The organism is Citrobacter youngae (assembly GCF_003818115.1).
Taxonomy (GTDB): domain Bacteria; phylum Pseudomonadota; class Gammaproteobacteria; order Enterobacterales; family Enterobacteriaceae; genus Citrobacter; species Citrobacter youngae.
Genome location: NZ_RPOI01000016.1, coordinates 327,083 through 352,802 on the forward strand (window position 1 = coordinate 327,083; position 25,720 = coordinate 352,802).

Below are 25,720 nucleotides of genomic sequence, written 5' to 3' on the forward strand. Positions count from 1 at the left end.
AGAGATGAAAAAGGCGCTTCTGGTGGTCAGCTTTGGCACCAGCTATCACGACACCTGCGAGAAGAATATTGTGGCCTGTGAGCGCGATCTTGCAGGCAGTTGCCCTGACCGCGACCTGTTCCGGGCGTTTACCTCAGGGATGATTATCCGCAAGCTCAAGCAGCGGGACGGCATTGAAATCGACACGCCGCTGCAGGCGCTGCAAAAGCTGGCGGAGCAGGGGTATCAGGATGTCGCGATTCAGTCGCTGCACATCATCAACGGCGACGAATACGAAAAAATTGTCCGCGAAGTACAAAGTATGCGCCCGCTGTTTTCTCGCCTGACGCTGGGTGTACCACTACTGAGCAGCGTTGAAGATTACGCACAGCTGATGCTGGCGCTGCAACAGCAGATGCCGGCGCTTGGCGAAAATGAAAAAGTGGTCTTTATGGGGCACGGGGCCAGCCATCACGCCTTTGCTGCCTATGCCTGTCTTGACCACATGATGACGGCGCAGCGCTTCCCGGCTCGCGTAGGTGCAGTGGAAAGCTACCCGGAAGTTGAGGTGCTGATCGAAAGCTTAGGTCAGGAAGGCGTGACGGCGGTTCATCTAATGCCGCTAATGCTGGTTGCAGGCGACCACGCTATCAATGATATGGCCTCCGATGAAGAGGATTCGTGGAAAACGTTGTTTAACGCAGCAGGCATTCCAGCTACGCCATGGCTCAGCGGTCTGGGTGAGAATCCGGCGGTTCGTGCCATGTTCGTCGCCCATTTACAGCAAGCGCTGAACGTAGCGTTGGAGGAAGCAGCATGAGTGGCAAATTGTATGCACTGAGCACCGGGCCTGGTGCTGCCGATCTGATAACCGTGCGCGCAGCACGCACGCTTGGGGCGCTGGATATTCTTTATGCGCCAGCCGGGCGTAAAGGTGGCGATAGTCTGGCGTTGTCGATTGTGCGGGAGTATATCGGTGAGCAGACCGAGGTTCGCTGCTGCCATTTCCCGATGAGTGCCGACAGTGCTGAAAAAGAGGCCGTCTGGGATGAGGTCGCTGCTGCGTTGGTACAGGAAGTGGAAGCGGGTAAACAGGTAGGTTTTATTACCCTCGGCGACGCCATGCTGTTCAGCACCTGGGTCTTTTTACTGCAGCGCATTGGTTCGCCTGACTGGTTAGAAATCGTCCCGGGCGTGACCTCTTTCGCTGCGATTGCCGCGCGTTCGAAAACTCCGCTCGCCATGGAGCAACAATCGCTGGCAGTGGTCTCCTGTACCGCGCCGGAAGCTGAAATTCAGCAGGCGTTAAAGCAGCATGACAGCCTGGTGCTGATGAAAGTGTACGGTCGTTTTGCGCGCATCAAAGCGCTGCTGCAACAAGAAGGCTTGTTGGACTGTGCACTGATGATGTCTGAAGCCACGCTGCCGGGCGAGCAGTGCTGGCGCCATCTCGACGAGGTGAGCGACGATCAGCCGCTGCCTTATTTCTCGACCATTCTGGTCAACAAACAGTGGGAGTATGCACAATGAAGCTTGAACAACAGCTAAAACAGCTGTCTTTCAGCGGGTTGGCAGCGGCGCTATTACTGATGATTGTTCCTGAGCAAGCGTTCGCGATGCACATTATGGAAGGTTTTCTGCCGCCAATGTGGGCGCTGGCATGGTGGCTGCTGTTTTTACCCTGCCTGTGGTACGGGCTGGTGCGCCTGCGCCAAATCGTGCAGGAAGATAATCACCAGAAAGTTTTACTGGCACTGTGCGGCGCCTTTATTTTTGTGCTGTCGGCGCTGAAAATTCCTTCCGTTACCGGAAGTTGTTCACACCCTACCGGCGTAGGCCTGGCGGTTATCCTGTTTGGACCAGGCGTAGTGGCCATCCTCGGGGCAATCGTTTTGCTGTTCCAGGCTCTGCTGCTGGCGCACGGTGGTTTGACGACGCTTGGCGCTAACGGTATGTCGATGGCGGTAATCGGCCCGGTTGTTGGGTATATGGTGTGGAAGTTGGCCTGTCGTGCGGGGTTCCGCCGTGATGTTTGCGTCTTCTTGTGCGCGATGCTGGCGGATCTTGTCACCTATTTCGTCACCTCAGTGCAACTGGGCGTGGCGTTCCCGGATCCGTCTGCTGGCGCTACCGGTTCAATCATTAAGTTCATGGGAATTTTCTGTCTGACGCAGATCCCCATCGCGATTGCGGAAGGGTTACTCACCGTGCTGATTTACGATCAGCTAACCAAACGCCAGTTAATAACCGCACAAGGACATTAACGATGAAAAAGACGCTGATTATATTGGGCATGGTAGTAGCGCTGGTGATCCTGCCGTTCTTTATCAACCACGGTGGTGAATACGGCGGCTCGGATGGTGAGGCGGAGAGTCAGATTCAGGCTATTGCCCCGCATTATGAGCCGTGGTTCCAGCCGTTATATGAACCGGCAAGCGGTGAGATTGAAAGCCTGCTGTTTACGCTCCAGGGATCGCTGGGCGCAGCCGTAATTTTCTACATATTGGGTTATACCAAGGGCAGGCAACGTCGTGATGACCGGGCTTGACAGGCTTAGCTATCAAAGCCGCTGGTTTCATGTCTCACCGGTGCGGAAATTTCTGCTCTGGCTAATGATGATGATTCTGGCCTTTACTCTGCCCCCGCTGGGGCAGGGTATCGAGATGTTGCTGATAGCGGCGCTCAGTTGCTGGCTGCTGCGGGTTTCTTTCTGGCGCTGGTGTCGCTGGATGGCGCTACCATTTGGCTTTCTGCTGGTGGGCGTCGTGACGATTTTGTTTAGCGTCAGTCGCGACCCGCATACCTTACTGGCCAGCGTACCCGTGGGCAGCTACTGGTTGGGCGTTAGCGCCCCAGGACTTGTCACCGCCAATGAAACCTTCTGGCGCAGCCTGGCTGCGCTGGCGGCAACGTTCTGGCTGGTGCTGAATTTACCGTTTCCGCAGTTAATTATCCTGCTCAAACGTGCACATGTCCCACGACTGATGACCGAGCTGATTCTGCTGACCTGGCGCTTTATTTTTATCCTGTTAGACGAGGCACTCGCCATTCATCGCGCACAAACGCTGCGTTTTGGTTATCGTAGCTTGCCATTAGGCTATCGCTCGCTGGCGATGCTGGTGGGATTATTGTTTACCCGCGTGTTGATCCGTTATCAGCAAATGACCACCACACTGGATATCAAACTGTATCAGGGTGATTTTCACCTGTAAGGAAAAGTATGCTTGCCACCTCAGCGCTTTGGTTTCGCTACCAGGATGACCCGATTCTCAAAGGGCTAACGCTGGACTTTTCTCAACATGCCGTCACCGGACTGGTGGGGGCCAATGGCTGTGGGAAGTCCACGCTGTTTATGAACCTGAGCGGTTTACTGCGCCCACAACAGGGGGCGGTGATGTGGCAAGGAAAACCACTGGATTACAGCAAGCGCGGCCTGCTGGCGCTACGTCAGCAGGTGGCAACGGTATTTCAGGACCCCGATCAGCAAATCTTTTATACCGACATCGACAGTGACATCGCCTTTAGCCTGCGTAATCTTGGCGTGGACGAGGCTGAAATTGCCCGTCGGGTGGACGATGCCTTGACGCTGGTCGACGCCCAGCATTTTCGCCATCAGCCGATTCAGTGCTTAAGTCACGGGCAAAAAAAACGCGTAGCGATAGCCGGGGCGCTGGTGCTGCAAGCGCAGTATCTGTTACTGGATGAACCCACCGCCGGTCTCGACCCATCAGGGCGTACGCAGATGATCGAGATTATCAAACGCATTGTAGCGCAAGGAAATCATGTGGTTATTTCCAGCCATGATATTGATCTCATCTATGAAGTCAGCGATGCGGTGTATGTTTTACGTCGCGGAGAAGTGCTGACGCACGGCACGCCGGGGGACGTTTTCGCCCGTACCGATCTTATTGAACAAGCCGGGTTAACTCAGCCATGGCTGGTGAAATTGCACACCGAGCTGGGCTTCCCGCTGTGTAAAACAGAGGCTGAATTTTTTAGTTGTATGCGAGAGAACGCACTGAAGGAGGCGTCATGACGCAGGCGATAATGTTGCAGGGAACGGCATCTGATGTGGGTAAAAGCGTGTTGGTCGCCGGGCTGTGTCGAATTTTTTATCAGGATGGGCTGCGTACCGCGCCGTTCAAATCGCAAAACATGGCGCTGAACTCTGGTATTACGCCAGAGGGCAAAGAGATGGGCCGCGCGCAAATTTTTCAGGCTGAAGCCGCTGGCATTACGCCAGATGTGCGTATGAATCCGGTGCTGCTTAAACCGACCAGCGACCGTAAAGCGCAGGTTGTGCTGATGGGCAAAGTGGCAACCGATATGGATGCGGTCAGTTACCACGAGTACAAACCGCGTCTGCGGGATCAAATCCTGTCAGTTTATAACAGTCTGGCGCAAGAGTTCGATGTGCTGGTGCTGGAGGGGGCGGGAAGCCCGGCCGAGATTAACCTGCGCGATCGCGATATCGTCAATATGGGCATGGCTGAAATGGCGCAATGTCCTGTCATTTTGGTGGCGGATATCGACCGTGGCGGGGTGTTTGCCTCCATTTACGGCACGCTGGCGCTATTGCACGATCATGAACGCGCCAGGGTCAAAGGGGTGATCATCAATAAATTTCGCGGCGATGTGGCGCTGCTCTATTCCGGTATTGAGCAAATTGAAGCGCTGACCGGGGTGCCGGTACTGGGCGTCATGCCATGGCTGGATGTGGATCTGGAAGATGAAGATGGCGTTGCGCTGCAAAAGGGCAAATATTTGCGCACTGATAAACGCGACATCGACATCGCCGTTGTGCAAATCCCGCACATTTCTAACTTTACTGATTTCAATGCGCTTGCCGCACAGCCGGATGTGCGCGTGCGCTATGTGCGCCAGCCTGAAGAACTGGCGGGGGCCGATCTGGTGATTCTGCCCGGCAGCAAAAATACGCTGGGCGATCTTGTGTGGCTGCGTGAGAGCGGAATGGCGCACGGCGTCGTGCAATTGCATCGTAATAACGTGCCGGTGGTGGGGATTTGCGGCGGCTATCAAATGCTCGGCGATACGATCATCGATGAAGTGGAGTCAGGGCTTGGCACGCTGCCGGGTCTGGGCTTGCTCAATACCGTCACCCATTTTGCCCAGCACAAAACCACCACTCTGGTTGAGGGAAAAATGTCCTCCTCGCTGCCTGACTGGCTGGCGGGCGCGGCGGGGTTATCCGTTCGTGGTTACGAAATCCATATGGGCGAAACGACGTTAACCGAAGAATGCCGGTCGGTGATGACGCTGCGCAAAGACGGAGGCAATGTGGCTGACGGCGCGGTTACGCCGGATGGCCTGGCGTTTGGTACTTATCTTCACGGTCTGTTCGACAGCGATGAATTTACCCGGGCGCTGGTTAATGGCCTGCGCGTACGTAAAGGGTTAGCACCGCTGGATTCCACCTTCCATTACGCGCAATATAAATCGCAGCAGTTTGATCTGCTGGCGGATGCGATGCGGCAACACATCGATATTGAGAAAATTTATACCATCATGCAGCAACACCGGGAGCCCGTATGATGATTCTGGTTACCGGCGGTGCGCGTAGCGGCAAGAGTCGACATGCGGAAGCGCTGATCGCGGATTCTCCAAACGTTTTGTATATCGCGACTTCGCAGATCTTTGATAAGGAGATGGCGGCGCGAATTCAGCATCATCGCGATGGACGCCCTGCGCACTGGCGTACAGCTGAACGCTGGCAACATCTCGATGAACTGATAACGGCAGAAAACGATCCGCAGGAAGCCATTTTGCTGGAGTGCATTACCACGATGGTGACCAATCTGCTGTTTGCACTGGGCGGTGACAGTGACCCGGATAGCTGGGATTACGCGGCGATGGAGCAGTCGATCGAGGATGAGATCCGTTCGCTGATTGCTGCCTGTCAGCGCTGCCCGGCAAAGGTTGTGCTGGTGACCAACGAAGTGGGAATGGGGATTGTTCCGGAGAACCGTCTGGCACGGCATTTTCGCGATATTGCAGGACGCGTGAATCAGCGACTGGCGGCAGCAGCCGATGAGGTCTGGCTGGTGGTATCAGGAATTGGAGTCAAAATTAAATGAGTAAGTTGTTCTGGGCAATGCTCTCTTTTATCAGTCGCTTGCCCGTTCCTGCTCGCTGGTCGCAAGGACTGGATTTCGAGCACTATTCACGTGGCATTGTGATGTTCCCGCTGATTGGCGTGGTGCTGGGCGGGCTTACGGGGCTGGTCTTTATGGCGCTACAGGCCTGGTGCGGTATCCCACTGGCGGCGCTGTTTGCAGTGTTGACCCTGGCGCTACTGACCGGCGGTTTTCATCTTGATGGCCTGGCGGATACCTGTGACGGTATTTTCTCTGCCCGTCGACGCGAACGGATGCTGGAGATCATGCGCGACAGCCGGCTGGGAACCCACGGCGGACTGGCGCTAATTTTCGTGTTGCTGGCAAAAGTGCTGGTAGTGAGCGAACTGGCTTTGCGTGGCACACCGATGTTGGCGGCGCTTGCTGCGGCTTGTGTCGCCGGGCGGGGCTGTGCTGTTTTGCTGATGTATCGACATCGTTACGCGCGCGAAGAAGGGCTGGGCAACGTCTTTATCGGCAAAGTCTCCGGGCGTCAAACCTGCGTCACGTTGGGATTTGCGGCGATCCTTGCCGCCGTACTGCTTCCCGGTATGCGTGGTGTGGCAGCACTGGTCGTTACGTTGGTGGCGATCTTCATTCTTGGGCAGTTATTAAAACGCACGTTAGGTGGGCAAACCGGCGATACGCTGGGTGCGGCCATTGAACTTGGCGAGTTGGTTTTCCTGCTGGCTCTGCTTTGAGTCAGTCAACATACTGGAACCCTTATGCAGACTTTATCCTCTTTACTTCACGCGATCCCTTCTCCCGATAGCGCTGCAATGTTGCGCGCGCAGCAACATATTGATGGCCTGCTTAAGCCGCCGGGAAGTCTTGGGCGACTCGAATCTCTCGCTGTGCAACTGGCCGGTATGCCAGGCCTGAAGGGTGTGCCGCATGTGAATGGCAAAGCGATGCTGGTGATGTGTGCCGATCATGGCGTGTGGGATGAAGGGGTTGCCGTTTCGCCTAAAATCGTCACGGCTATTCAGGCTGCTAATATGACGCGTGGGACGACCGGCGTTTGCGTGCTGGCTGCTCAGGCGGGGGCAAAGGTACATGTGATTGATGTCGGCATCGATGCTGAACTCATTCCCGGCGTGGTGAATATGCGCGTGGCGCGCGGCTGCGGTAATATTGCTCAAGGCCCGGCAATGCACCGTTCTCAGGCCGAGGAACTGTTGCTGGAAGTTATTCGTTATACCCATGAGCTGGCCAGGGATGGCGTAACGCTGTTTGGCGTCGGTGAACTTGGTATGGCCAATACGACCCCCGCGGCGGCAATCGTCAGCGTATTGACCGGCAGCGATGCCGAGGATGTGGTCGGTATCGGCGCTAACCTGCCGCTCTCGAGGGTAGGCAATAAGGTTGATGTTGTACGGCGAGCCATTGCCGTCAATCAGCCGGATCGCAATGACGGTATTGATGTGCTGGCAAAAGTGGGTGGTTTTGATCTTGTCGGTATGGCGGGGGTGATGTTAGGTGCGGCGTCTTGCGGTCTGCCGGTTATCCTGGATGGTTTCCTGTCTTATTCGGCGGCACTGGCTGCCTGTCAGATAGCGCCGGAGATTAAACCTTATCTGATCCCGTCGCATTTCTCCGCCGAGAAGGGCGCTCGTACTGCACTGGCGCACCTGGAACTGGAGCCGTATCTCAACATGGGAATGCGTTTAGGCGAAGGCAGTGGTGCCGCGCTGGCGATGCCCATTGTTGAAGCGGCCTGCGCGATGTATAGCAATATGGGGCAGTTAGCTGCCAGTAATATTGTATTACCGGATGGCAAAGAAGCGTAGCCGCTCACGACCCCGCTTTATGGCGGGGGTTTTTATGTGCATTCTCGTCGTAACCCCCTAAAACAGATAAAAAAGCTATACTTAATGGATATCTGCTGCGACGAAGGAAAGGAAAAAGATGCGTCGTGTAAAACTGCTGTGTGCTCTTGTTATGCTGCTCGCGAGTCAGGGATCGCAGGCGGTGAGCTACCCATTGCCTCCTGAGGGCAGCCGTCTGGTGGGAAGCCCTTTGACGATAACGATTCCCGCTGGTAATACTCAGCCCCTGGAGGCTTTTGCCGCACAGTATGGACAGGGATTGAGCAATATGCTCGAAGCCAATCCTGGTGTGGACGTATTTCTGCCAAAGTCGGGTTCCACACTGGTGGTGCCACAACAATTGATATTGCCTGATACCGTACGTGAAGGCATCGTCATCAACGTCGCAGAAATGCGGCTCTACTATTACCCTGAGGGTGCTAATACGGTAGAGGTATTACCTATTGGTATTGGGCAGGCCGGGAGGGAAACTCCGCGCAACTGGGTCACGGCGGTCGAACGTAAACAGGAAGCACCAAGCTGGACGCCCACGGCAAATACCCGGCGGGAGTATGCTGCTCGTGGGGAAAGCTTACCGGCGTTTGTGCCTGCCGGGCCTGACAATCCGATGGGACTGTACGCTATCTATATCGGCAGGTTGTACGCCATCCATGGTACTAATGCCAACTTCGGTATTGGGCTACGCGTGAGCCAGGGCTGCATCCGTCTGCGTAATGACGACATCAAATACCTGTTTGATACTGTGCCAGTTGGCACGCGTGTTCAGATTATTGACCGACCGGTAAAATTCAGCACCGAGCCAGACGGTAGCCATTGGGTTGAGGTTCATGAACCGCTGTCCCGCAATCGCTCCGAATATGAATCTGACAGAAAGGTTCCGCTGCCCATCACCCCCGTTTTGCGTACTTTTATCAGCGGGAATGACGTGGATGTGAATCGTGGGAATCAGGCGCTGGAACGCCGTTCCGGGATGCCGGTGAATATCAGTCTGGTGCAGACACATTAGCGATGCCACTACGCGGCTCTTTCTTAGCCCTGACTATGGTGGGCCGCTTTTTTAAGCTGATACTGACCCATTTTCACAAAACCGATATGGTCCGCCATCAACTGAGCTTCGTGCTCGCTGTGGGTAACCAGCAGCGCGGTCTGGCCTGCGGCGCGTAAAATATCCCGAACCTCATTACCAAGGCGCTCGCGTGTGCGCTTATCCAGGCTGGAGAAGGGCTCATCCAGCAGTAAAATTTCTGGGTGTGGTGCCAGCGCGCGGGCTAACGCGATGCGCTGCTGCTGCCCGCCAGAAAGTTCATGAGGGTAATGGTTAGCATGACTGTGCAATTCCACCATTTTCAACAGCTCCGTCACTCTGGCCTGTTGCGCTTCACGTGGCATACGCCGTAAACCGAAGGCGACGTTTTGTTGTGCGGTCAGATGGGGAAATAAGGCGTATTCCTGAAAGACCATGCCGACATGACGTTTTTCCGGGGGCAAATGAACGCCGGGGCCAGCGATACGCCGCTCTGAGACATAGATCTCTCCACACTGCAGTCGTTCAAAACCGGCAACTGCACGCAACACCGTTGTTTTCCCGCAGCCTGAAGCGCCAAGCAGACAGGCAATTTCTCCTTTGCGTACCGACATTGAGAATCCGCTCAGGACCGGTTGCTGGCTGTTGCCGTAGGCAACGTGCACGTCCTGGAGTCGTAATGCGATTTCTGACATTGTTGCTCTCTTAACCACGGCGAGTCATCTGGTGACGCACCAACAATATAACGGGCAGTGTACCTGCTAAAACAATCATTAGCGCGGCGATAGCACCTTCTTCATAGGTCCCGCGGGCCGCTTCTGCATACAGCAGAGTGGCCAGCGTTTCGAAATTTACCGGGCGCAACAGCAGCGTTGTTGGCAGTTCTTTCATCGCATCGGCAAAAACCAGCAATGCGCTGCTCACTAATGCCGGACGCAGTAACGGAAAATGAACGCGGGCAAATGTTCCGGCACCGTTTTCGCCGAGCAATCGTGAAGCCTGTTCGAGTGACGGCGGGATGCGACCCAGACCGGAGTCCAGCGCGCCGATGGCAATTGCCTGGAAACGCATCGCGCAGCAAATGACCAACAAAATACCGGCAGACATCAGCGGTAACCCGCGAATATCCAGTAAGTCGGCCAGCCAACGATCGACAGCCATCGCTGGTGGCAAAAAACCAATCGCCAGAATCGTTCCGGGCACCGCATAACCGAGGGAGGCCAGACGCATCACGCCACGACGAAAGCCAGGCATCGCGTTGTCTGCTGCGCTATGGCGTGCGCTCCAGGCCACCAGCAAGCTGACGCAAATCACCACCAGCGTGGTGCCTGCTGCCAGCAAGAGCGTATTTTGTAATGCTGAAAGCAACGAGGCGGAAAGGGGGCTCGTGTCCCCTAAGCGTTTGGCACTTTCCCACATCAAAAAGAGAACCGGGGCCACAAAGCCCAATATAACCGGTAGCGAAATGACCGCGCCGAGTAGCCAGCCACGCCAGCCGGGCACGCGAGTGGGTTGGATTTCCCGCAGGCTGCGGCTGCTGAATCCTTGCTTTCTGCGTCCGTAAAATTCCAGCGTCAGAATGAAGAAGATAAACATCAGCATCATGCAGGCGATTTGTGCGGCGGCGGATAAATCAGAGCGAGAGATCCACGTGGTGTAGACGGTAACGGTTAACGTTTGTACGCCGAGGAACTCCGATGCACCAATATCGTTGAGCGTTTCCAGAAGTGCCAGACTGATGCCGACAGCCAGTGCCGGGCGCGCCATTGGCAGGGCGACCCGGAAGAACGTCCCGGCAGCGCTGCATCCCAGCGTGCGGGCAGCCTCAAGTAAATGGGCCGGTTGACTGATAAAGGTGGCGCGGGTCGTCAAGTAGACGTAAGGATAGAGCACTAAACCGAGCAAAATAATCGCGCCGGAAAGCGAACGCAAATCCGGTAGCCGGAACTGTCGTGGACTGTCAAAGCCCAGCAGGAAGCGGATAAAGGTTTGCAGAGGGCCAATCGGATGCAGTAGATCGAGCCAGGCAAAGGCGACGATGTAGGTTGGCATCGCCAGCGGCAGCAGCAACGCCCAACTGAGGATCTTACGTCCAGGAAAGTCCCATGCTGTGATGGCCCAGGCGCTGCCTACGCCAATCACGCCAACCAGCACGGCCACGCCGGCTAACAGCAGTACGGTATTTTTTAATGCTGCAGGCAGCACAAACGTAATGAGATTGTCCCAGTGCGATAAATCCGACTGGGTAGCTTGCCAGATAAGCGCAAGGATGGGAGTCAGGACGCCAAGCGCAATGCAAAGCGCCCCAAGGTGCAACGGCGTTAATAATGACTGCGGCCCGGAAACCAGGCCGCGTAACGTCGGAAACTGTAGAAGTTTATTGATCGAATCCAACTTTATCTACCAGCAGACTTGCTTGTTTACGGTATTTCACGATTTCGGTTAACGGAATTTTATCGACATCGATCTCACCAATTGTGGCGTTGATCACCGGATCGAGAGTGACACCTTTCAGTACCGGGTATTCGAAGTTCGCTTTTGCGTACTGCTGCTGGGCAGGTGCGGAAACCAGATATTCCATCAACTTAACGGCATCGGCTTTATTGGGGGCATAGCGTGCTACTGCCGCGCCGCTGATATTGACGTGCGTGCCGCCATTTTCAAAGGTTGGCTTAACGACTTTAATTGCATCGCCCCACTGACGTGCATCGCTGCCTTCTTTGGCGTTTTTCATATGGCCGACGTAATAGGAGTTCGCCAGGCCAATATCGCAAATACCCCCGAGGATATCGCGGGCAACGTCACGGTCGCCGCCAGTCGCTTTACGTGCCAGATTCGCTTTCACGCCACGCAGCCATTCTTCCGTTTTTGCTTCGCCGTGATGGGCAATCATCGCGGCGATCAGCGCCGTATTGTACGGATGCTGACCGGAACGAATACAAACCTTACCTTTGTACTCGGGGCTGGCGAGCTGTTCGTAATGCCAGTTATCGATTGGCATTGACTTCTCGGCGTACAACACTCGCGCACGCATTGACAGCGCAAACCACTGATTATCCGCACCGCGGAGATTGGCCGGAATAGCCGCTTTCAGTGCTTCTGACTCCACGGGTTGTGTCACACCCGCTTCGACTAAATCGATAAGGTTCCCGGCGTCAACGGTCATCAGCAGGTCGGCAGGGGAGTTTTTACCTTCCGCTTTAACACGCTCAAGCATGCCGTCCTTGATATAGACCGTGCTGACTTTTATACCGCTGGTTTTCGTCCAGCTATCAAGCAGGGGCTGAATCAGGCCCGGTTCACGGGTGGTATACAGCGTTAACGCATCCTGGGCGAAAGCCGGCAGGCTGACAGAGAGGACGAGAGCAGAAGCAAGCGTGATACGGCGCAGTCCAGTGCGAGGCAGAGCATTCATCGTTTATATCCCAGCGTAATTGGAACGTACAGTGACCCGGGCAGGGGCTCATTTTTTGCCTGCGTACAATAAATGATAATCACTAGCAATTACAATCATTGCAAAGTGTAAATAATTTACATTTACATAACTTTAATCAACGGTGTGAAGTGGCCTGTCCCTGTTATGGATAAGATATTTAGCATCCATGAATACACTGGGTTGCCGGCTGCCTGGCGTTACCAGACGTAATCACTTAAGCCCGCGTAATAAACGAGACAAAGTGATTAAGTACCCGGCTGACTTCGCGGCTTTTTAGCCATATCATCATGGTGTTCACTTTACCTATCTGTGGCGTAATCATATGACTGCGGACAGGGAAGTTATTCTCATACTGTCTGACAACATTTTCTGGCAACAGCGCAATCCCCATCCCGGCACTCACACAGCCAAGGATCGCCTGAAAAGAGCCAAATTCCAGAGGATCGGCGTAATCGATCCCCTGTAGGCGCAGCCATTCTCCCAGGCGGGAGCGATAGTTGCACCCTTTAACAAAAACCAGCGGCCTTGTCACCTGGAGGTCAGCGCCAGTAATGACATTCTGGTGCTCTGCCGCTGTTACCAGTACCAGCGTTTCCTGACATAACACGTGTGATTGCAGGGGCGAATTTTCCATATGCAGTCCCTGATGATCGGCAACGAATGCGATTTCCAGTTCATTGTTCAGAATGTGTTGCACCAGCGCCTCAGTAGGGGAGGTTTTCAGGTTTAACTCAATGGAAGGCATTTCGCGGTGGAAATTCGCCAGTATCGAAGGGAGACGTACCGCTGCGGTCGTTTCCATTGCACCAATTCGCAATGGTCCCGCCACTTTTGTTCCCAGCATCGACAATTCTGCTTCCTCTAACAACGCCAAAATTTTGTTGGCGTAGCGCAGAAGCAGTTCGCCCTCAGGGGTAATGTAGAGTCGATTTTTCTCGCGCACAAACAGAGAGACATCAAGGCTGGCTTCCAGCTGTTTAAGGCGGGTTGTGACATTCGAAGAAACGCAGTTCAGACTACGTGCAGCAGCGGATATGGAGCCCGTTTCCGCCACCGTTTTAAACAAGTTCAGAGAGGTACTGTTCATAGAAGCATCACTCAAAGTGAATGTTTTCGTTATTTTTATTAACTTTTTATTATCATTTCCTTGTGTAAGATAACAATCAAACTTAATTCGTCTTTTGAGGCCAAAATATGGATCTCGATCACAGTGCTGTTGGCCTCCGTCAGTTGAGTACTGCTGTATTTGGTATGATCGTCTTGACCTTAGGAATGGGCATTGGGCGCTTTTTATATGCGCCTATGCTCCCGCTTATGCTTCATGAAGGACTGTTTACCTTTTCACAATTATCCATAATTGCCAGCGCCAACTACGCAGGTTACCTTGTTGGCAGCCTCCTTTTCTCTTTTGGTATTTTTAGCGCTGTCAATAAGTTAAGAGTGTTGTTACTGGTCTCAGCACTACTTACCGTCGTGCTGATTTTTTTGATGGCAAAAGTGACCCAGCCAGAAATTATTTTGTTAATCAGGTTCCTCGCAGGTGTGGCAAGCGCGGGAATGATGATATTTGGTTCAATGCTGGTCCTTCAGCATACTCATAACCCTTTTGTTATCGCCTCTTTGTTTTCGGGCGTAGGAATGGGCATTTTTATCGGCAATGAATATGTCATTGCTGGCGTATCCTACGCCTTAAATTCACATGTGTTGTGGATTGGCGCAGCCATAATTTCAGCGATACTTTTCGTCATACTGACGATGCTATTGCCGAAAGATAAGTATATGATCTCCTCAGTAAAAGCTGCCGCAGGCGCGGAGTCGGATATCCAGTGGTGGAATTTAGCCTTACTGTATGGCCTGGCGGGGTTCGGTTATATCATTGTCGCCACGTATTTGCCGTTAATGGCCAGGGGGGGTGGCAACACTTTTTTAGCCGACCATATCTGGTCTATTGTCGGCCTTGCTGTTATTCCTGGCTGCTATGGCTGGCTCTGGGCTGCTCGCAAATGGAATATATTATCCTGCCTGAGCGTTAACTTAATTGTGCAAGCGAGTTGCGTAGTCATGGCCATATTTATTAACTCGCCACTGCTGTTAACCATTAGTTGTATTGGATTTGGCGGCACATTTATGGGTACAAGCTCTTTGGTCATGCCGCTGGCTAGAAAAATAAGCGCACCCCAGAAGATTAATCTCCTCGGTCTTGTTACGCTGACATATGGGATAGGGCAAATCCTCGGCCCATTAGTTGTCAGTGTCTTTCAGAGTAATAAAAATGGGATGACCTACTCCATATTGCTGGGGGCCGCCTCGTTATTTATCGCAGCAGCGATTAGTTATTGGCAATACAACAAAGTTAAATATTCTGGAAAATAATGATAATAGTTATATTTCAGCTAATAACCTTAATAGTTCTTGCGGCAGAACTCGTTTTCAAAAGCAGTATGACTCTGTTCTGCTGTTTAACGGGTTTGCGCTCTTCTCTCTGTGCGCATTTCCCATAATTATCTGGTTTACAGGAGTTTTTATGCCCTATGTAAATATTAAGATCACCAATGAAGGTGTTACCGATAAACAAAAGAAACAGCTGATGGAAGGTGTTACTCAGCTACTGGTGGATGTGCTTAACAAAAATCCTGACACCACTATTGTGGTTATTGACGAAGTCGATACTGATAACTGGGGAATTGGTGGCGTACCGGTGACCGAATTGCGTGAAAAAGCCAGTAAAGAGTGAATCTGATGGCGGGGGGCGTGGGCTCCTCGCCTCATATCAGTTTGTGATAGAACAATTGACCTGGAGAGGGCGTCGATGAGAGTGTTGGCAGGTATTATCCTCTGTTTTCTCGTCGGGCAGGGATTCACGTTCTGTAATGTTCCACTGGGTATGATGTTTGGTGCCCTCTTTACCGTGATTATACTTAAGCGGGTTGGGATCTCCGTAACCTCAATGCCGGGGAGTATAACGGTCATCCAGCTTTCTCTCGGTATCTCAATCGGGATGATGTTTAGGGATTTTTCATATGGTGAACATCGTCAGTTCAGTCTTTTTTTTGCTCTGTTATTACTCTGCTTATCTTTGCAATTTACCTTGAGCTACTTCTGGTGTGTGCGGCGGTTGGGCTGGAGTAAAGAAGAGGCGCTTTTGGGTGCGGTGCCCGGAGCGATGGCGGCGGTGCTGGCGCTAGCCTCCCATATTAAGACTCCGCCACAAAAGATTGTTATCTCGCATTCTCTGCGTCTCATTACCCTGACGTTTCTGGCTGTCTACTTACAGCCCGACTGGAAGCCATTCTGGCCTGATGTTTTAGTCGCAATTCCATAATAACAAAAAGCCCGCTCAAGTTTCCTTAAGCGGGCTTCTTAAATATGGCTCCTCTGACTGGACTCGAACCAGTGACATACGGATTAACAGTCCGCCGTTCTACCGACTGAACTACAGAGGAATCGTGTGAACGGGGCGAATATTAGCGATGCCTGTCTGCGTTGTCAAAGCCTGAATGGATATTCGCGATCGTTTGCTGAAATATTCTTCATTTCGTCGTTTATTCAGACGTAGACGGTTGTTTTATACACTTTTCACGTTCAGAACGTGGGTATTTCCACAGCCAACGGCCTGTGACCATTCGCCAGTAAAATAACGCGGCCCGTACTGCCCAGTCGAAGAACATCCCCATCCAGACGCCAACGACACCCCATCCTAATACGATCCCGAGGGTGTAGCCGGCGACAACACGACAGCCCCACATCCCCAACATGGAGACCCACATAGCGAAACGGGCGTCACGTGCACCTTTAAATCCAGCAGGAAGAACCCATGATGCTGCCCATATCGGCATAAATGCCGCGTTCAGCCAAATCAGGATGACAATGACCTCTTTTACATCCTGATCGTGGGTGTAAAACGAAGCCATCACGCCAGCAAACGGGGCGGTTAGCCAGGCGATGGCGGTTAATCCGATTGTGGAGAGCCAGAATACATGCCGCAACTGGATTTCCGCCTGAGCAATCTGTCCATTTCCCAGACGTCTGCCGGTAATGATAGTAGACGCGGAACCTAAAGCGTTTCCCGGCAGGTTGATCAGTGCCGCTATCGAAAAGGCAATGAAGTTACCGGCAATTACGCTGGTACCCATACCCGAAACAAACATCTGCGTAAGTAACTTGCCACCGTTAAACAGGACTGACTCTATACTGGCAGGAATACCAATCCCCATGACTTCCCAGATGATGGCAAGATTCAGCGGTTTAAAATAGCTCTTCAGGGGAATGCGCAGCGCTGGGTTAAATCCAATCATCAGCACCCATATAATGGCGATGGCACCAATGTAACGTGAAATCGTCAACCCCAGACCTGCGCCGACGAATCCCAGCCCTTGCCAGGAAAAAATGCCGTAGATCAGGATGCTACTGATAATAATGTTCAGGATATTCATACCACCGTTAATCAATAACGGTATTTTGGTATTTCCGGCACCGCGCAGTGCGCCGCTGCCAATTAACGCAATTGCCGCAGCAGGGTAGCTGAGCACTGTTAATTCCAGATAGGTAAGTGCCAGTGCTTTTACATCAGGGGTGGCTTCTCCTGCAACGACATCAATAATCTGCTCACCGAAATAGTGAATCACCGCCGCCAGTACGACAGCAAATATCGTCATGATAACCAGTGATTGTCTGGCTGCGGCTCTGGCGCGTCGGCGATCGCGCTTTCCGAGACTAAAAGCAACCACCACCGTCGTGCCAAGGTCGATGGCGGCGAAAAATGCCATGATGACCATGTTGAAGCTGTCGGCGAGTCCGACGCCTGCCATAGCTTCTTTACCCAACCAGCTCACCAGGAAGGTGCTCAGTACTCCCATCAAGAGTACACAGGTGTTTTCCAGAAAAATGGGGACAGCAAGCGGGGTAATTTCGCGCCAAAAGAGAACTTTATAACGCTTGCGTTTGGCATACCAGGGCGTGCGGGATGCGACCTGGCGTAAGGCTGCGGAGACGTTCAAAGTGGACCTTAATGAAGAAAGTTGAAACCTCATTTCAAATGATGAGGGAGAATCAAAAAAGCTGCAAAGTTTTTTCCATTTAAAATGTCTGTAAATGCAACAAACTGTCGAGAGAAGCACCAATTGATCCCCAATGTAGGAATTGGGGTTTGACAAAAGTTTTTTCGCCGCTAAGATAAGCCTCCACAACGATTCCTCTGTAGTTCAGTCGGTAGAACGGCGGACTGTTAATCCGTATGTCACTGGTTCGAGTCCAGTCAGAGGAGCCATATTTAAGAAGCCCGCTTAAGGAAACTTGAGCGGGCTTTTTGCTTTTTAGCTTTTCAGTAAATCCACCCGACATGCAGGTGGATACTTTACAGACTGGGTATTATCAGAACTGGTAGCTGGCAGTGAGGCTGACGTTACGCGGCTCACCATAGACGATAGAGCCTTCGACATTGGTATCGTAGGTTTTATCGAACAGGTTATTGATATTGCCCTGGAGGGCGAAATTCTTCGTTACCTGGTAGCGAGTGAATAAATCCACCAACGCGTAGCTTCCCTGTTCTGCACGGAACGTGCCGTATGGCGTCACGGTATCGCTATACACTCGATTCTGCCAGTTAACTCCGCCCCCCACGGTCAGTGCCGGCAGGGCAGGCAGGTTATAACGGGTGAACAGTTTTACTGTAGTACGCGGCAGGTTCGGATTGACGGCATTGCCGTCGTTGTCATCCGCAACGTACCGCGTTGCGCCGAAAGTCATCTGCCAGTTATCCGTGATCGCACCGTTCACTTCGAATTCAACGCCTTTGCTGACCGTTCCATCCATCGCTTTAAAGGCCGTATCCCCATTGCTACCGGCGATTGGTACGCCGGTTGATTGCGCCACGTTATCCTGCTCAATGCGGAATACGGCGAGGGTGGTGGTTAAACGGCTGTTCATCCAGTCTGATTTCAGACCAACCTCGTAGTTGTTGCCGGTAATCGGGGAGAGATATTTACCGGAACTGTCGCGTTTGTTCTGCGGCTGGAAGATAGAGGTATAGCTGGCGTATGTGGACCAGTTATCATCGATGTCATAAACCAGACCCGCATAGGGCGTGGTGTGGTTTTGTTCCATGCTGTAGGTCAAGGTGTCGATACGCCAGTTGGTATAGCGCGCGCCGACGATCAAATGCAATGGGTCGGCCAGAGAAATGCGTGTCGCGGCGTACAGCGATTTCATGTGCGTGGTATCGTCCTGAGCCAATGACTGCGGGTTCCAGTTGGTTTCCGGGAAGTTACCATTGTAGGTATAGAAGCTGCCGATTTCGTTGGGGAAAACGTTCGCCCACGAGCTCTCATAACGGTTATTTTGCTTGCTGTAACTGCCGCCCAGCATCAGGTTATGCTGACGACCAAACAGGTCGTAGCCACCATCGGCAAAGAGATCGACGGCATCGACTTTACGCTTGCCGCTATTCCAGCCTGTTCCACCCACGTAATCATAGCCCGGTCCATAGTTGCCATAGGGACCGATCAGTGTGCCGTCAGCTTTATTAACGTAAGCGTCGACGTACATCATCTTGCTGTCGAACTTGACCTCGGAATGTGTGGCATTCAGGGTTGTTTGCCAGGTATCCGCGAAACGCTGTTTGAGTGACACGAAGACTTTGTTGATGTCTTTGTCATTGTAAGTCCAGTCCGGCGCGGTGCTGCGCGAGCGGTCGTAGCTGTTTTTGCTGCCATCGGTATTCCAGCGCGGCAAGCCGCCCCAGGTTGGACTGTTGATATCAATACGCTGGTATTCGTAACCTGCTGACAGGCTGGTGGTGTCGCCCAGATCGGCATCGACAATCCCCGAGAAAAACATTTTTTCATTGTTGTAACGGTCAAGCCAGGAATCGTTATTTTGATAACCCGCCACGATGCGGGCACGCACGTTGCCGTCTGCCGTCAATGGGCTTTGCAAATCCGTCACATAGCGTTGCTTATTCCAACTGCCGTATTCCGCGGAGACATTCCCCGTGAACTCGCGGCTGGTTGCATGTTTACGGATCATGTTAATTGATGCCGAAGGATTCCCCGTGCCGGTCATTAACCCGTTTGCACCACGAACCACCTCTATACGTTCAAACAAGGCCGTGTCAGAAAGGGCATCGCCGAGGTTCCAGCGGGATTCAAAATAGGTCGGGATCCCATCGACCATGTAGTTATCGATCTGGAATCCGCGAGAGAAATAGCTGCTGCGATCAGAGTCCGCCTGGCTTTTACTGATCCCCAGGGTGTTATCCATCACATCGCCCAGTGTCTGGAGTTGCTGATCTTCCATACGCTGTTGGCTGACGATGCTGACAGATTGCGGGATATCTCGCTGTGTCATCTGCATTTTTGTGCCTGCGGATGTCGATTTAACGCTGTAATCCTGCTCATCACTGGATGTGGCGGAGGCTGAACCATCAACGATCACGGTCTCTTCTGCGGAGGCGGCGAGGCTGGTACAAGGCAATAACGCAGCCGTAATACAGGCTGCCAGGAGGGATGGGACAATGGCAGAACGATGCTGTTCGTCCCTGTAGTGTGTTGTGAAAGACATCGGAAAGTCCTTGATAATTATTAATATTAAGTTCGAATCACGTGACTGCGTAATGAACCCTTTGGCTGTTAATTATTTTTCTTTCATGAGAATGCAAATGCGAAATATACGCATTCATATTCAATGTGTAAACAAATGCTACGCATAAATGAAATATTGTTTCAGTACTATGTCTGAGCGATAGCGCCGGGAAATGGTTATAAGAACAGCGCTGGCAGGGCTTTTTGCTTAAAAAATCGAGGGTTAAAGTTGAAAGAGCGTGAGTAACTCGCTCATACTCTATACTCGCAGAGTCACCCGGCGTAGCATGGCACAACGCATGGGCTCTTAATGAAAAAGGAAAACGTCGTGGCAGAAGAAACTATATTCAGCAAAATTATTCGTCGTGAAATTCCGTCGGACATCGTATACCAGGATGAACTGGTCACTGCGTTTCGTGATATTTCACCTCAGGCACCAACGCATATTCTGATCATCCCGAACGTTTTAATCCCAACCGTCAACGATGTGACGGCAGAGCATGAGCAGGCGCTGGGACGAATGATCACAGTGGCGGCGAAAATCGCTGAGCAGGAAGGCATTGCCGAAGATGGATACCGTTTGATTATGAATACCAACCGTCACGGCGGTCAGGAGGTGTATCACATTCATATGCATCTGCTGGGTGGACGTGCGCTTGGTCCAATGCTCGCGCATAAAGGTCTTTAAAAATGACCAGAGGATGCATTGCGCTTACGTTGGGTCTGCTGTTGCTGGCTGGCTGCCGTTCACACCCGGAAATTCCGGTCAGTGATGAACAGTCTCTGGTGATGGAATCAACAGTACTGGCGGCGGGTATCACCGCAGAGCCGCCTGAATTAACAACGTCTGATATTCAGGCCTCAGCATCCTCACGACTCTATAACGAAAGACAAGAACCCGTTACCGTTCATTATCGGTTTTACTGGTATGACGCCAGAGGGCTGGAGATGCACCCTCTGGAAGCGCCACGCAGCATGACTATCCCGGCTCGTTCGTCGGTAACGCTGTACGGCAGCGCCAATTATCTGGGGGCGCACAAGGTTAGGCTTTATCTTTATTTGTAAGGGGTGAATCTTGAAGATCAAAATGAATCGCTACGCATTGATTGCCGCGCTGGCGATGTTTCTCTCTGGTTGTGTGGCTCAACGTGAGCCCGCGCCGGTAGAGGAAGTGAAGCCAGTACCGGAACAACCCGTGCAGCCGCAACAGCCGGTGCCGGTAGTGCCAACGGTGCCAACCATACCGCAGCAGCCGGGTCCGATTGAACACGAGGACCAAACGGCGCAGCCAACCCCACGTCAGCGTCATTATGACTGGAACGGGGCAATGCAGCCGATGGTCGGCAAAATGCTGCAAGCTGAGGGTGTGAAAGCAGGGGGCGTTCTGCTGGTTGATAGCGTAAATAACCGTACCAACGGCTCGTTAAACGCGGGTGAAGCCACCGAGACTTTGCGAAATGCGCTGGCGAATAATGGTAAATTTACCCTGGTTTCTGCGCAGCAGTTGGCAGTAGCCAAGCAGCAGTTAGGTCTGTCGCCTAACGACAGCCTGGGAACACGCAGCAAAGCGATTGGTATTGCCCGTAACGTTGGCGCGCAGTATGTGCTCTATTCCAGCGCTTCCGGTAACGTCAATTCACCTGCGCTGCAAATGCAATTAATGCTGGTACAAACTGGCGAGATAATCTGGTCAGGTAAAGGTGCTGTTCAGCAACAATAACAAACTGACGCGCGATGAAGTTCTGTCGCGCTATTTCCCGCAGTATCATCCCGTCGCAGCCAGCCAGAGCGGCCTAAGCGGCGGGAGCTGCATCATCGAACATCAAGCCCACCGTTTAGTGTTGCGCTGTCATCACGATCCTTACGCGCCAGAATCGCATTTCTTACGCCACTATCATGCGTTAAAGCATTTGCCAGAAAGTCTTGCGCCGCGTCCTCGCTTTTATACGCGCGGATGGATGGTCGTCGACTTTTTTCACGGTAAGGTAGAATCCAGATTACCGGACGCCGACGAACTCGCTGGCTTATTGTATCATCTGCACCAGCAGCCCCGATTCGGCTGGCGAATCAGCCTGCTGCCGCTACTCGAGCAGTACTGGCAGTGTAGCGATCCAGCACGTCGTACGTCATGCTGGTTGCGCGCCCTGAAGCGGCTAAGAAAAAGCGGTGAGCCTCGACCTTTGCGCCTGGGGCCGCTGCATATGGATGTCCACGGCGACAACATCGTACGTACAGACTCAGGGCTGCGGCTGATTGACTGGGAATATGCCGGCGACGGTGATATCGCGCTGGAACTGGCGGCGGTATGGGTCAGCGATGAGTCCCAGCACCAACGGCTGGTTAGCGCCTACGGCCAACGAGCGCATATTGAGCAAGATGCGCTCTGGCGACAGGTCAGGCGATGGCAAATCTGGATAATGATGCTGAAGGCGGGGTGGTTTGAGTATCGCTGGCAACAAACCGGCGATCGACAATTTATCAGGCTGGCCGATGAAACCTGGCGGCAGCTAACAATGAAAGGATAAGGAGAGCAGTGTGGGCCCAGTAATGTTGGATGTCGAAGGGTATGAGCTGGACGCTGAAGAGCGTGAGATTCTGGCGCATCCGCTGGTAGGTGGGTTGATCCTCTTTACCCGAAATTATCATGACCCGGAGCAGTTGCGTGAATTAGTGCGCCAGATCCGCGCGGCATCGCGTAATCATCTGGTGGTGGCAGTGGATCAGGAAGGGGGGCGCGTCCAGCGCTTTCGTGAAGGTTTTACCCGTCTGCCCGCGGCGCAATCTTTTGCTGCACTGCATGGGCTGGAAGAGGGGGGCAAACTGGCTCAGGAAGCTGGATGGCTGATGGCCAGTGAAATGATCGCGATGGATATTGATATTAGCTTCGCGCCCGTTCTGGATGTGGGGCATATCAGCGCAGCAATCGGCGAGCGCTCTTACCATGCCGATCCGCAAAAAGCGTTAGCGATGGCAACCCGCTTTATTGATGGCATGCATGCGGCCGGAATGAAAACGACCGGTAAACACTTCCCCGGACATGGTGCAGTGACGGCGGATTCGCATAAAGAAACGCCAACCGATCCGCGTTCAGAAGCCGAGATCCGCGCGAAAGATATGTCGGTATTCCAGACGTTAATCACTGAAAACAAACTGGATGCCATTATGCCTGCGCACGTCATCTACAGTGATGTGGACCCGCGCCCGGCGAGCGGCTCGCCACACTGGTTAAAAACGGTACTGCGTCAGGAGCTGGGTTTTGACGGCGTGATTTTCTCCGACGATTTGTCGATGGAAGGTGCGGCGATTATGGGGAGCTACGCCCAGCGTGGACAGGCATCGCTGGATGCAGGTTGCGATATGATCCTGGTCTGCAATAATCGTAAGGGAGCGGTCAGTGTGTTAGATAATCTGTCGCCGATCAATGCAGAACGTGTTACACGTTTGTATCATAAAGGTTCATTTTCACGTCAGGAACTGATGGACTCGGCACGCTGGAAGACGGTAAGCGCCCAGCTCAACCAGCTTCATGAGCGCTGGCAGGAAGAGAAAGCAGGTCATTAACGCACGTTTGGCGAGGATGCGATGATTATCTATTTACACGGTTTTGACTCTAACAGTCCGGGCAACCACGAGAAAGTATTGCAACTGCAATTTATTGACCCGGATGTCAGGCTGATTAGCTACAGTACGCGGCATCCTAAACATGATATGCAGCATCTGCTGAAAGAAGTGGACAAAATGCTGCAGCTTAATGTCGACGACCGACCGCTGATTTGTGGCGTCGGGCTCGGGGGATATTGGGCAGAACGAATTGGTTTCCTGTGTGATATTCGTCAGGTGGTGTTTAACCCTAACCTGTTCCCGTATGAGAATATGGAAGGGAAAATCGACAGGCCGGAAGAGTATGCTGATATCGCCACAAAATGTGTGACCAACTTCCGCGAGAAAAATCGCGATCGCTGCCTGGTTATTCTGTCACGCCATGATGAAGCCTTGAACAGCCAGCGTTCATCGGAGGAGCTGCATCATTACTATGAAATTGTATGGGATGAAGAACAAACCCATAAATTCAAAAACATCTCCCCGCATTTGCAGCGAATCAAAGCGTTCAAGACGTTAGGTTAATCTTTACTGAGCGTTTAAAAAACCAGCCTTCGGGCTGGTTTTTTTGTCCTAAAAGTCTGGGTTGTCTATCTTTTCAACATCAAAACTTGATGCACATCAATTTTGGTATGACCAATGCACCGTTCGTGTTATTCTCAGTCTCGAGGAACATTTTCAATATCGTAACTTGTTGTTAATTAAAGGCTATATACATAACTTTTAATTAACAATTGGTTAATAAATTTGAGGGGGTCACGTTGACTACACCATTGAAAAGGATCGTGATTGTCGGCGGCGGTGCTGGCGGACTGGAAATGGCGACGCAGTTGGGTAAAAAACTGGGTCGTAAGAAAAAGGCAAAAATCACGCTGGTAGACAGAAACCACAGCCACCTGTGGAAACCGTTGCTGCACGAAGTAGCAACAGGATCGCTGGATGAAGGTGTTGATGCGCTGAGCTATCTGGCGCATGCCCGTAACCATGGGTTCCAGTTCCAGCTGGGTTCGGTGATGGATATCGATCGTGAAGCGAAAACCATCACGATTGCTGAGCTGCGAGACGAGAAAGGCGATCTGCTGGTCCCTGAGCGTAAAGTGCCATATGACACGCTGGTGATGGCACTGGGCAGTACGTCCAACGATTTCAACACGCCGGGCGTCAAAGAGAACTGTATTTTCCTCGATAACCCGCACCAGGCGCGTCGCTTCCACCAGGAAATGCTGAATCTGTTCCTGAAATATTCTGCAAACCTGGGCGCGAACGGCAAAGTGAATATCGCTATCGTCGGCGGTGGTGCAACGGGGGTAGAACTCTCCGCTGAGCTGCACAATGCGGTAAAACAGTTGCACAGCTATGGTTATAAAGGGCTGACCAACGAAGCGCTGAACGTCACACTGGTGGAAGCCGGTGAACGTATTTTGCCAGCGTTGCCGCCGCGTATTTCCAGCGCCGCGCATAACGAGTTAACCAAGCTGGGCGTACGTGTACTGACTCAGACGATGGTCACCAGCGCTGACGAAGGTGGGTTGCATACCAAAGATGGCGAGTACATCAAAGCTGATCTGATGGTGTGGGCAGCAGGTATCAAAGCGCCAGACTTTATGAAAGAGATTGGTGGTCTGGAAACCAACCGTATCAACCAACTGGTGGTTGAACCAACCCTGCAGACGTCGCGTGATCCGGACATCTATGCGATTGGTGACTGTGCTTCCTGCGCGCGTCCGGAAGGGGGTTTTGTGCCGCCGCGTGCCCAGGCTGCGCACCAGATGGCATCCTGCGCGATGAACAACATTCTGGCGCAGATGAACGGTAAACCGCTAAAAGCGTATCAGTATAAAGATCACGGTTCTCTGGTTTCTCTCTCCAACTTCTCTACCGTGGGCAGTCTGATGGGCAACCTGACGCGTGGCTCAATGATGGTGGAAGGGCGTATTGCACGCTTTGTCTACATTTCACTGTACCGTATGCACCAGATTGCGCTGCATGGTTACTTCAAAACCGGCCTGATGATGTTGGTTGGCAGCATTAACCGGGTGATTCGTCCGCGTCTTAAACTGCACTAATACTGGCTTATAATGCCGGATGGAATGCTTCATCCGGCACTTTCTTTCAGAGTTCTCTGAATCATGCTGCTTTAC

At 52.6% G+C, this 25,720-nt stretch carries 28 protein-coding genes and 2 tRNA genes; 22 read left to right on the plus strand and 8 right to left on the minus strand.

Translation table 11 applies throughout. The features are described from left to right. The first annotated feature begins 4 nt into the window (after positions 1 to 4). The 11 genes from cbiK to ldtA all read left to right on the plus strand — a co-directional run bounded on the left by cbiK (position 5) and on the right by ldtA (position 8,948). Entirely contained in the window at positions 5 to 799 is a 795-nt protein-coding gene (cbiK, locus tag EHN13_RS14660) for a sirohydrochlorin cobaltochelatase (RefSeq protein ID WP_124021649.1), read from the plus strand. Next, positions 796 to 1,509, plus strand: a complete 714-nt coding sequence (locus EHN13_RS14665; RefSeq protein WP_005123035.1) for a cobalt-factor II C(20)-methyltransferase — start codon at positions 796 to 798, stop codon at positions 1,507 to 1,509. Before cbiK ends, EHN13_RS14665 begins: the two co-directional genes overlap by 4 nt. Beyond that, positions 1,506 to 2,243, plus strand: a complete 738-nt coding sequence (gene cbiM, locus EHN13_RS14670; RefSeq protein ID WP_048211980.1) for a cobalt ECF transporter S component CbiM — start codon at positions 1,506 to 1,508, stop codon at positions 2,241 to 2,243. The genes EHN13_RS14665 and cbiM overlap by 4 nt, the downstream gene beginning before the upstream one ends. Before the next feature lie 2 nt (positions 2,244 to 2,245). Continuing rightward, the gene (locus EHN13_RS14675) at positions 2,246 to 2,527 is read left to right on the plus strand and encodes an energy-coupling factor ABC transporter substrate-binding protein (protein ID WP_003030289.1); all 282 of its coding nucleotides are present in this window, start codon (positions 2,246 to 2,248) and stop codon (positions 2,525 to 2,527) included. Then, positions 2,514 to 3,191, plus strand: a complete 678-nt coding sequence (locus EHN13_RS14680) for an energy-coupling factor ABC transporter transmembrane protein (RefSeq protein ID WP_048211979.1) — start codon at positions 2,514 to 2,516, stop codon at positions 3,189 to 3,191. The genes EHN13_RS14675 and EHN13_RS14680 overlap by 14 nt, the downstream gene beginning before the upstream one ends. An 8-nt stretch (positions 3,192 to 3,199) precedes the next feature. Beyond that, positions 3,200 to 4,015, plus strand: a complete 816-nt coding sequence (locus EHN13_RS14685) for an energy-coupling factor ABC transporter ATP-binding protein (protein WP_061067720.1) — start codon at positions 3,200 to 3,202, stop codon at positions 4,013 to 4,015. Beyond that, entirely contained in the window at positions 4,012 to 5,532 is a 1,521-nt protein-coding gene (locus EHN13_RS14690) for a cobyric acid synthase (protein ID WP_061067721.1), read from the plus strand. The genes EHN13_RS14685 and EHN13_RS14690 overlap by 4 nt, the downstream gene beginning before the upstream one ends. Further along, the gene (gene cobU / locus EHN13_RS14695) at positions 5,529 to 6,074 is read left to right on the plus strand and encodes a bifunctional adenosylcobinamide kinase/adenosylcobinamide-phosphate guanylyltransferase (protein WP_048211976.1); all 546 of its coding nucleotides are present in this window, start codon (positions 5,529 to 5,531) and stop codon (positions 6,072 to 6,074) included. The genes EHN13_RS14690 and cobU overlap by 4 nt, the downstream gene beginning before the upstream one ends. Then, positions 6,071 to 6,814, plus strand: coding sequence for an adenosylcobinamide-GDP ribazoletransferase (gene cobS, locus EHN13_RS14700; RefSeq protein WP_061067722.1), 744 nt, complete (start codon positions 6,071 to 6,073; stop codon positions 6,812 to 6,814). The genes cobU and cobS overlap by 4 nt, the downstream gene beginning before the upstream one ends. A 24-nt stretch (positions 6,815 to 6,838) precedes the next feature. Beyond that, positions 6,839 to 7,903 (plus strand): nicotinate-nucleotide--dimethylbenzimidazole phosphoribosyltransferase, encoded by a 1,065-nt coding sequence (cobT, locus tag EHN13_RS14705; protein ID WP_124021650.1) that lies wholly within the window; start codon positions 6,839 to 6,841, stop codon positions 7,901 to 7,903. A 118-nt stretch (positions 7,904 to 8,021) separates the two neighbouring features. Continuing rightward, a complete protein-coding gene (gene ldtA / locus EHN13_RS14710) occupies positions 8,022 to 8,948 on the plus strand; it encodes a L,D-transpeptidase (protein WP_048211973.1) in 927 nt (308 codons plus the stop codon). 23 nt (positions 8,949 to 8,971) lie between these two features. Here ldtA and EHN13_RS14715 read toward each other — a convergent pair whose 3' ends face one another. The 4 genes from EHN13_RS14715 to EHN13_RS14730 all read right to left on the minus strand — a co-directional run bounded on the left by EHN13_RS14715 (position 8,972) and on the right by EHN13_RS14730 (position 13,489). Further along, on the minus strand, positions 8,972 to 9,661 hold the full coding sequence (locus tag EHN13_RS14715; RefSeq protein WP_061067724.1) for an ABC transporter ATP-binding protein: 690 nt from the start codon (positions 9,659 to 9,661) through the stop codon (positions 8,972 to 8,974). Between the two features lie 10 nt (positions 9,662 to 9,671). Then, positions 9,672 to 11,360 carry an ABC transporter permease gene (locus EHN13_RS14720; RefSeq protein WP_124021651.1) on the minus strand — a complete coding sequence of 563 codons (1,689 nt, stop codon included), beginning with the start codon at positions 11,358 to 11,360 and terminating at the stop codon, positions 9,672 to 9,674. Continuing rightward, entirely contained in the window at positions 11,344 to 12,381 is a 1,038-nt protein-coding gene (locus tag EHN13_RS14725) for an extracellular solute-binding protein (RefSeq protein WP_048211970.1), read from the minus strand. Before EHN13_RS14725 ends, EHN13_RS14720 begins: the two co-directional genes overlap by 17 nt. 235 nt (positions 12,382 to 12,616) lie before the next feature. After that, positions 12,617 to 13,489 carry a LysR family transcriptional regulator gene (locus EHN13_RS14730; RefSeq protein ID WP_061067726.1) on the minus strand — a complete coding sequence of 291 codons (873 nt, stop codon included), beginning with the start codon at positions 13,487 to 13,489 and terminating at the stop codon, positions 12,617 to 12,619. A gap of 107 nt (positions 13,490 to 13,596) precedes the next feature. Here EHN13_RS14730 and EHN13_RS14735 point away from each other — a divergent pair, with 107 nt between their 5' ends. The 3 genes from EHN13_RS14735 (at position 13,597) to EHN13_RS14745 (ending at position 15,724) form a co-directional block, all read left to right on the plus strand. Further along, on the plus strand, positions 13,597 to 14,775 hold the full coding sequence (locus EHN13_RS14735) for an MFS transporter (RefSeq protein WP_124021652.1): 1,179 nt from the start codon (positions 13,597 to 13,599) through the stop codon (positions 14,773 to 14,775). A gap of 151 nt (positions 14,776 to 14,926) precedes the next feature. Continuing rightward, positions 14,927 to 15,136 carry a tautomerase family protein gene (locus EHN13_RS14740; RefSeq protein ID WP_061067728.1) on the plus strand — a complete coding sequence of 70 codons (210 nt, stop codon included), beginning with the start codon at positions 14,927 to 14,929 and terminating at the stop codon, positions 15,134 to 15,136. Positions 15,137 to 15,211: 75 nt separating this feature from the next. Next, the gene (locus tag EHN13_RS14745; protein ID WP_124021653.1) at positions 15,212 to 15,724 is read left to right on the plus strand and encodes an AbrB family transcriptional regulator; all 513 of its coding nucleotides are present in this window, start codon (positions 15,212 to 15,214) and stop codon (positions 15,722 to 15,724) included. 45 nt (positions 15,725 to 15,769) lie between these two features. Here EHN13_RS14745 and EHN13_RS14750 read toward each other — a convergent pair. The 3 genes from EHN13_RS14750 to EHN13_RS24580 all read right to left on the minus strand — a co-directional run bounded on the left by EHN13_RS14750 (position 15,770) and on the right by EHN13_RS24580 (position 17,586). Then, positions 15,770 to 15,845 (minus strand) — tRNA-Asn (locus EHN13_RS14750). 99 nt (positions 15,846 to 15,944) lie between these two features. Next, positions 15,945 to 17,432: an EmmdR/YeeO family multidrug/toxin efflux MATE transporter gene (locus EHN13_RS14755; RefSeq protein WP_225807936.1), complete on the minus strand. Its 1,488-nt coding sequence runs from the start codon at positions 17,430 to 17,432 to the stop codon at positions 15,945 to 15,947. A 46-nt stretch (positions 17,433 to 17,478) separates the two neighbouring features. Continuing rightward, positions 17,479 to 17,586 (minus strand): DUF5951 family protein, encoded by a 108-nt coding sequence (locus EHN13_RS24580; protein WP_353622658.1) that lies wholly within the window; start codon positions 17,584 to 17,586, stop codon positions 17,479 to 17,481. A 6-nt stretch (positions 17,587 to 17,592) separates the two neighbouring features. Between EHN13_RS24580 and EHN13_RS14760 the strand changes: the two genes are divergently transcribed. After that, positions 17,593 to 17,668: transfer RNA gene (locus tag EHN13_RS14760), tRNA-Asn, on the plus strand. A 104-nt stretch (positions 17,669 to 17,772) separates the two neighbouring features. Here EHN13_RS14760 and fhuE read toward each other — a convergent pair. Then, on the minus strand, positions 17,773 to 19,959 hold the full coding sequence (fhuE, locus tag EHN13_RS14765; RefSeq protein WP_115602219.1) for a ferric-rhodotorulic acid/ferric-coprogen receptor FhuE: 2,187 nt from the start codon (positions 19,957 to 19,959) through the stop codon (positions 17,773 to 17,775). A 348-nt stretch (positions 19,960 to 20,307) separates the two neighbouring features. On the opposite strand from fhuE, the gene hinT reads away from it, so the two are divergent. The 7 genes from hinT to ndh all read left to right on the plus strand — a co-directional run bounded on the left by hinT (position 20,308) and on the right by ndh (position 25,645). Beyond that, entirely contained in the window at positions 20,308 to 20,667 is a 360-nt protein-coding gene (gene hinT, locus EHN13_RS14770) for a purine nucleoside phosphoramidase (protein ID WP_005121105.1), read from the plus strand. A gap of 2 nt (positions 20,668 to 20,669) precedes the next feature. Further along, positions 20,670 to 21,044, plus strand: coding sequence for a YcfL family putative periplasmic lipoprotein (locus EHN13_RS14775; protein WP_048211964.1), 375 nt, complete (start codon positions 20,670 to 20,672; stop codon positions 21,042 to 21,044). Positions 21,045 to 21,066: 22 nt separating this feature from the next. Continuing rightward, positions 21,067 to 21,699, plus strand: a complete 633-nt coding sequence (lpoB, locus tag EHN13_RS14780) for a penicillin-binding protein activator LpoB (protein WP_048212601.1) — start codon at positions 21,067 to 21,069, stop codon at positions 21,697 to 21,699. After that, entirely contained in the window at positions 21,680 to 22,504 is an 825-nt protein-coding gene (gene thiK / locus EHN13_RS14785) for a thiamine kinase (RefSeq protein WP_124021655.1), read from the plus strand. The genes lpoB and thiK overlap by 20 nt, the downstream gene beginning before the upstream one ends. A 10-nt stretch (positions 22,505 to 22,514) precedes the next feature. Next, a complete protein-coding gene (gene nagZ / locus EHN13_RS14790; protein ID WP_124021656.1) occupies positions 22,515 to 23,540 on the plus strand; it encodes a beta-N-acetylhexosaminidase in 1,026 nt (341 codons plus the stop codon). Positions 23,541 to 23,561: 21 nt separating this feature from the next. Further along, positions 23,562 to 24,104 carry an alpha/beta hydrolase YcfP gene (gene ycfP, locus EHN13_RS14795; RefSeq protein WP_061067733.1) on the plus strand — a complete coding sequence of 181 codons (543 nt, stop codon included), beginning with the start codon at positions 23,562 to 23,564 and terminating at the stop codon, positions 24,102 to 24,104. Between the two features lie 236 nt (positions 24,105 to 24,340). Then, on the plus strand, positions 24,341 to 25,645 hold the full coding sequence (gene ndh / locus EHN13_RS14800) for an NADH-quinone dehydrogenase (protein ID WP_048211961.1): 1,305 nt from the start codon (positions 24,341 to 24,343) through the stop codon (positions 25,643 to 25,645). The last annotated feature ends 75 nt before the right edge of the window (positions 25,646 to 25,720 follow it).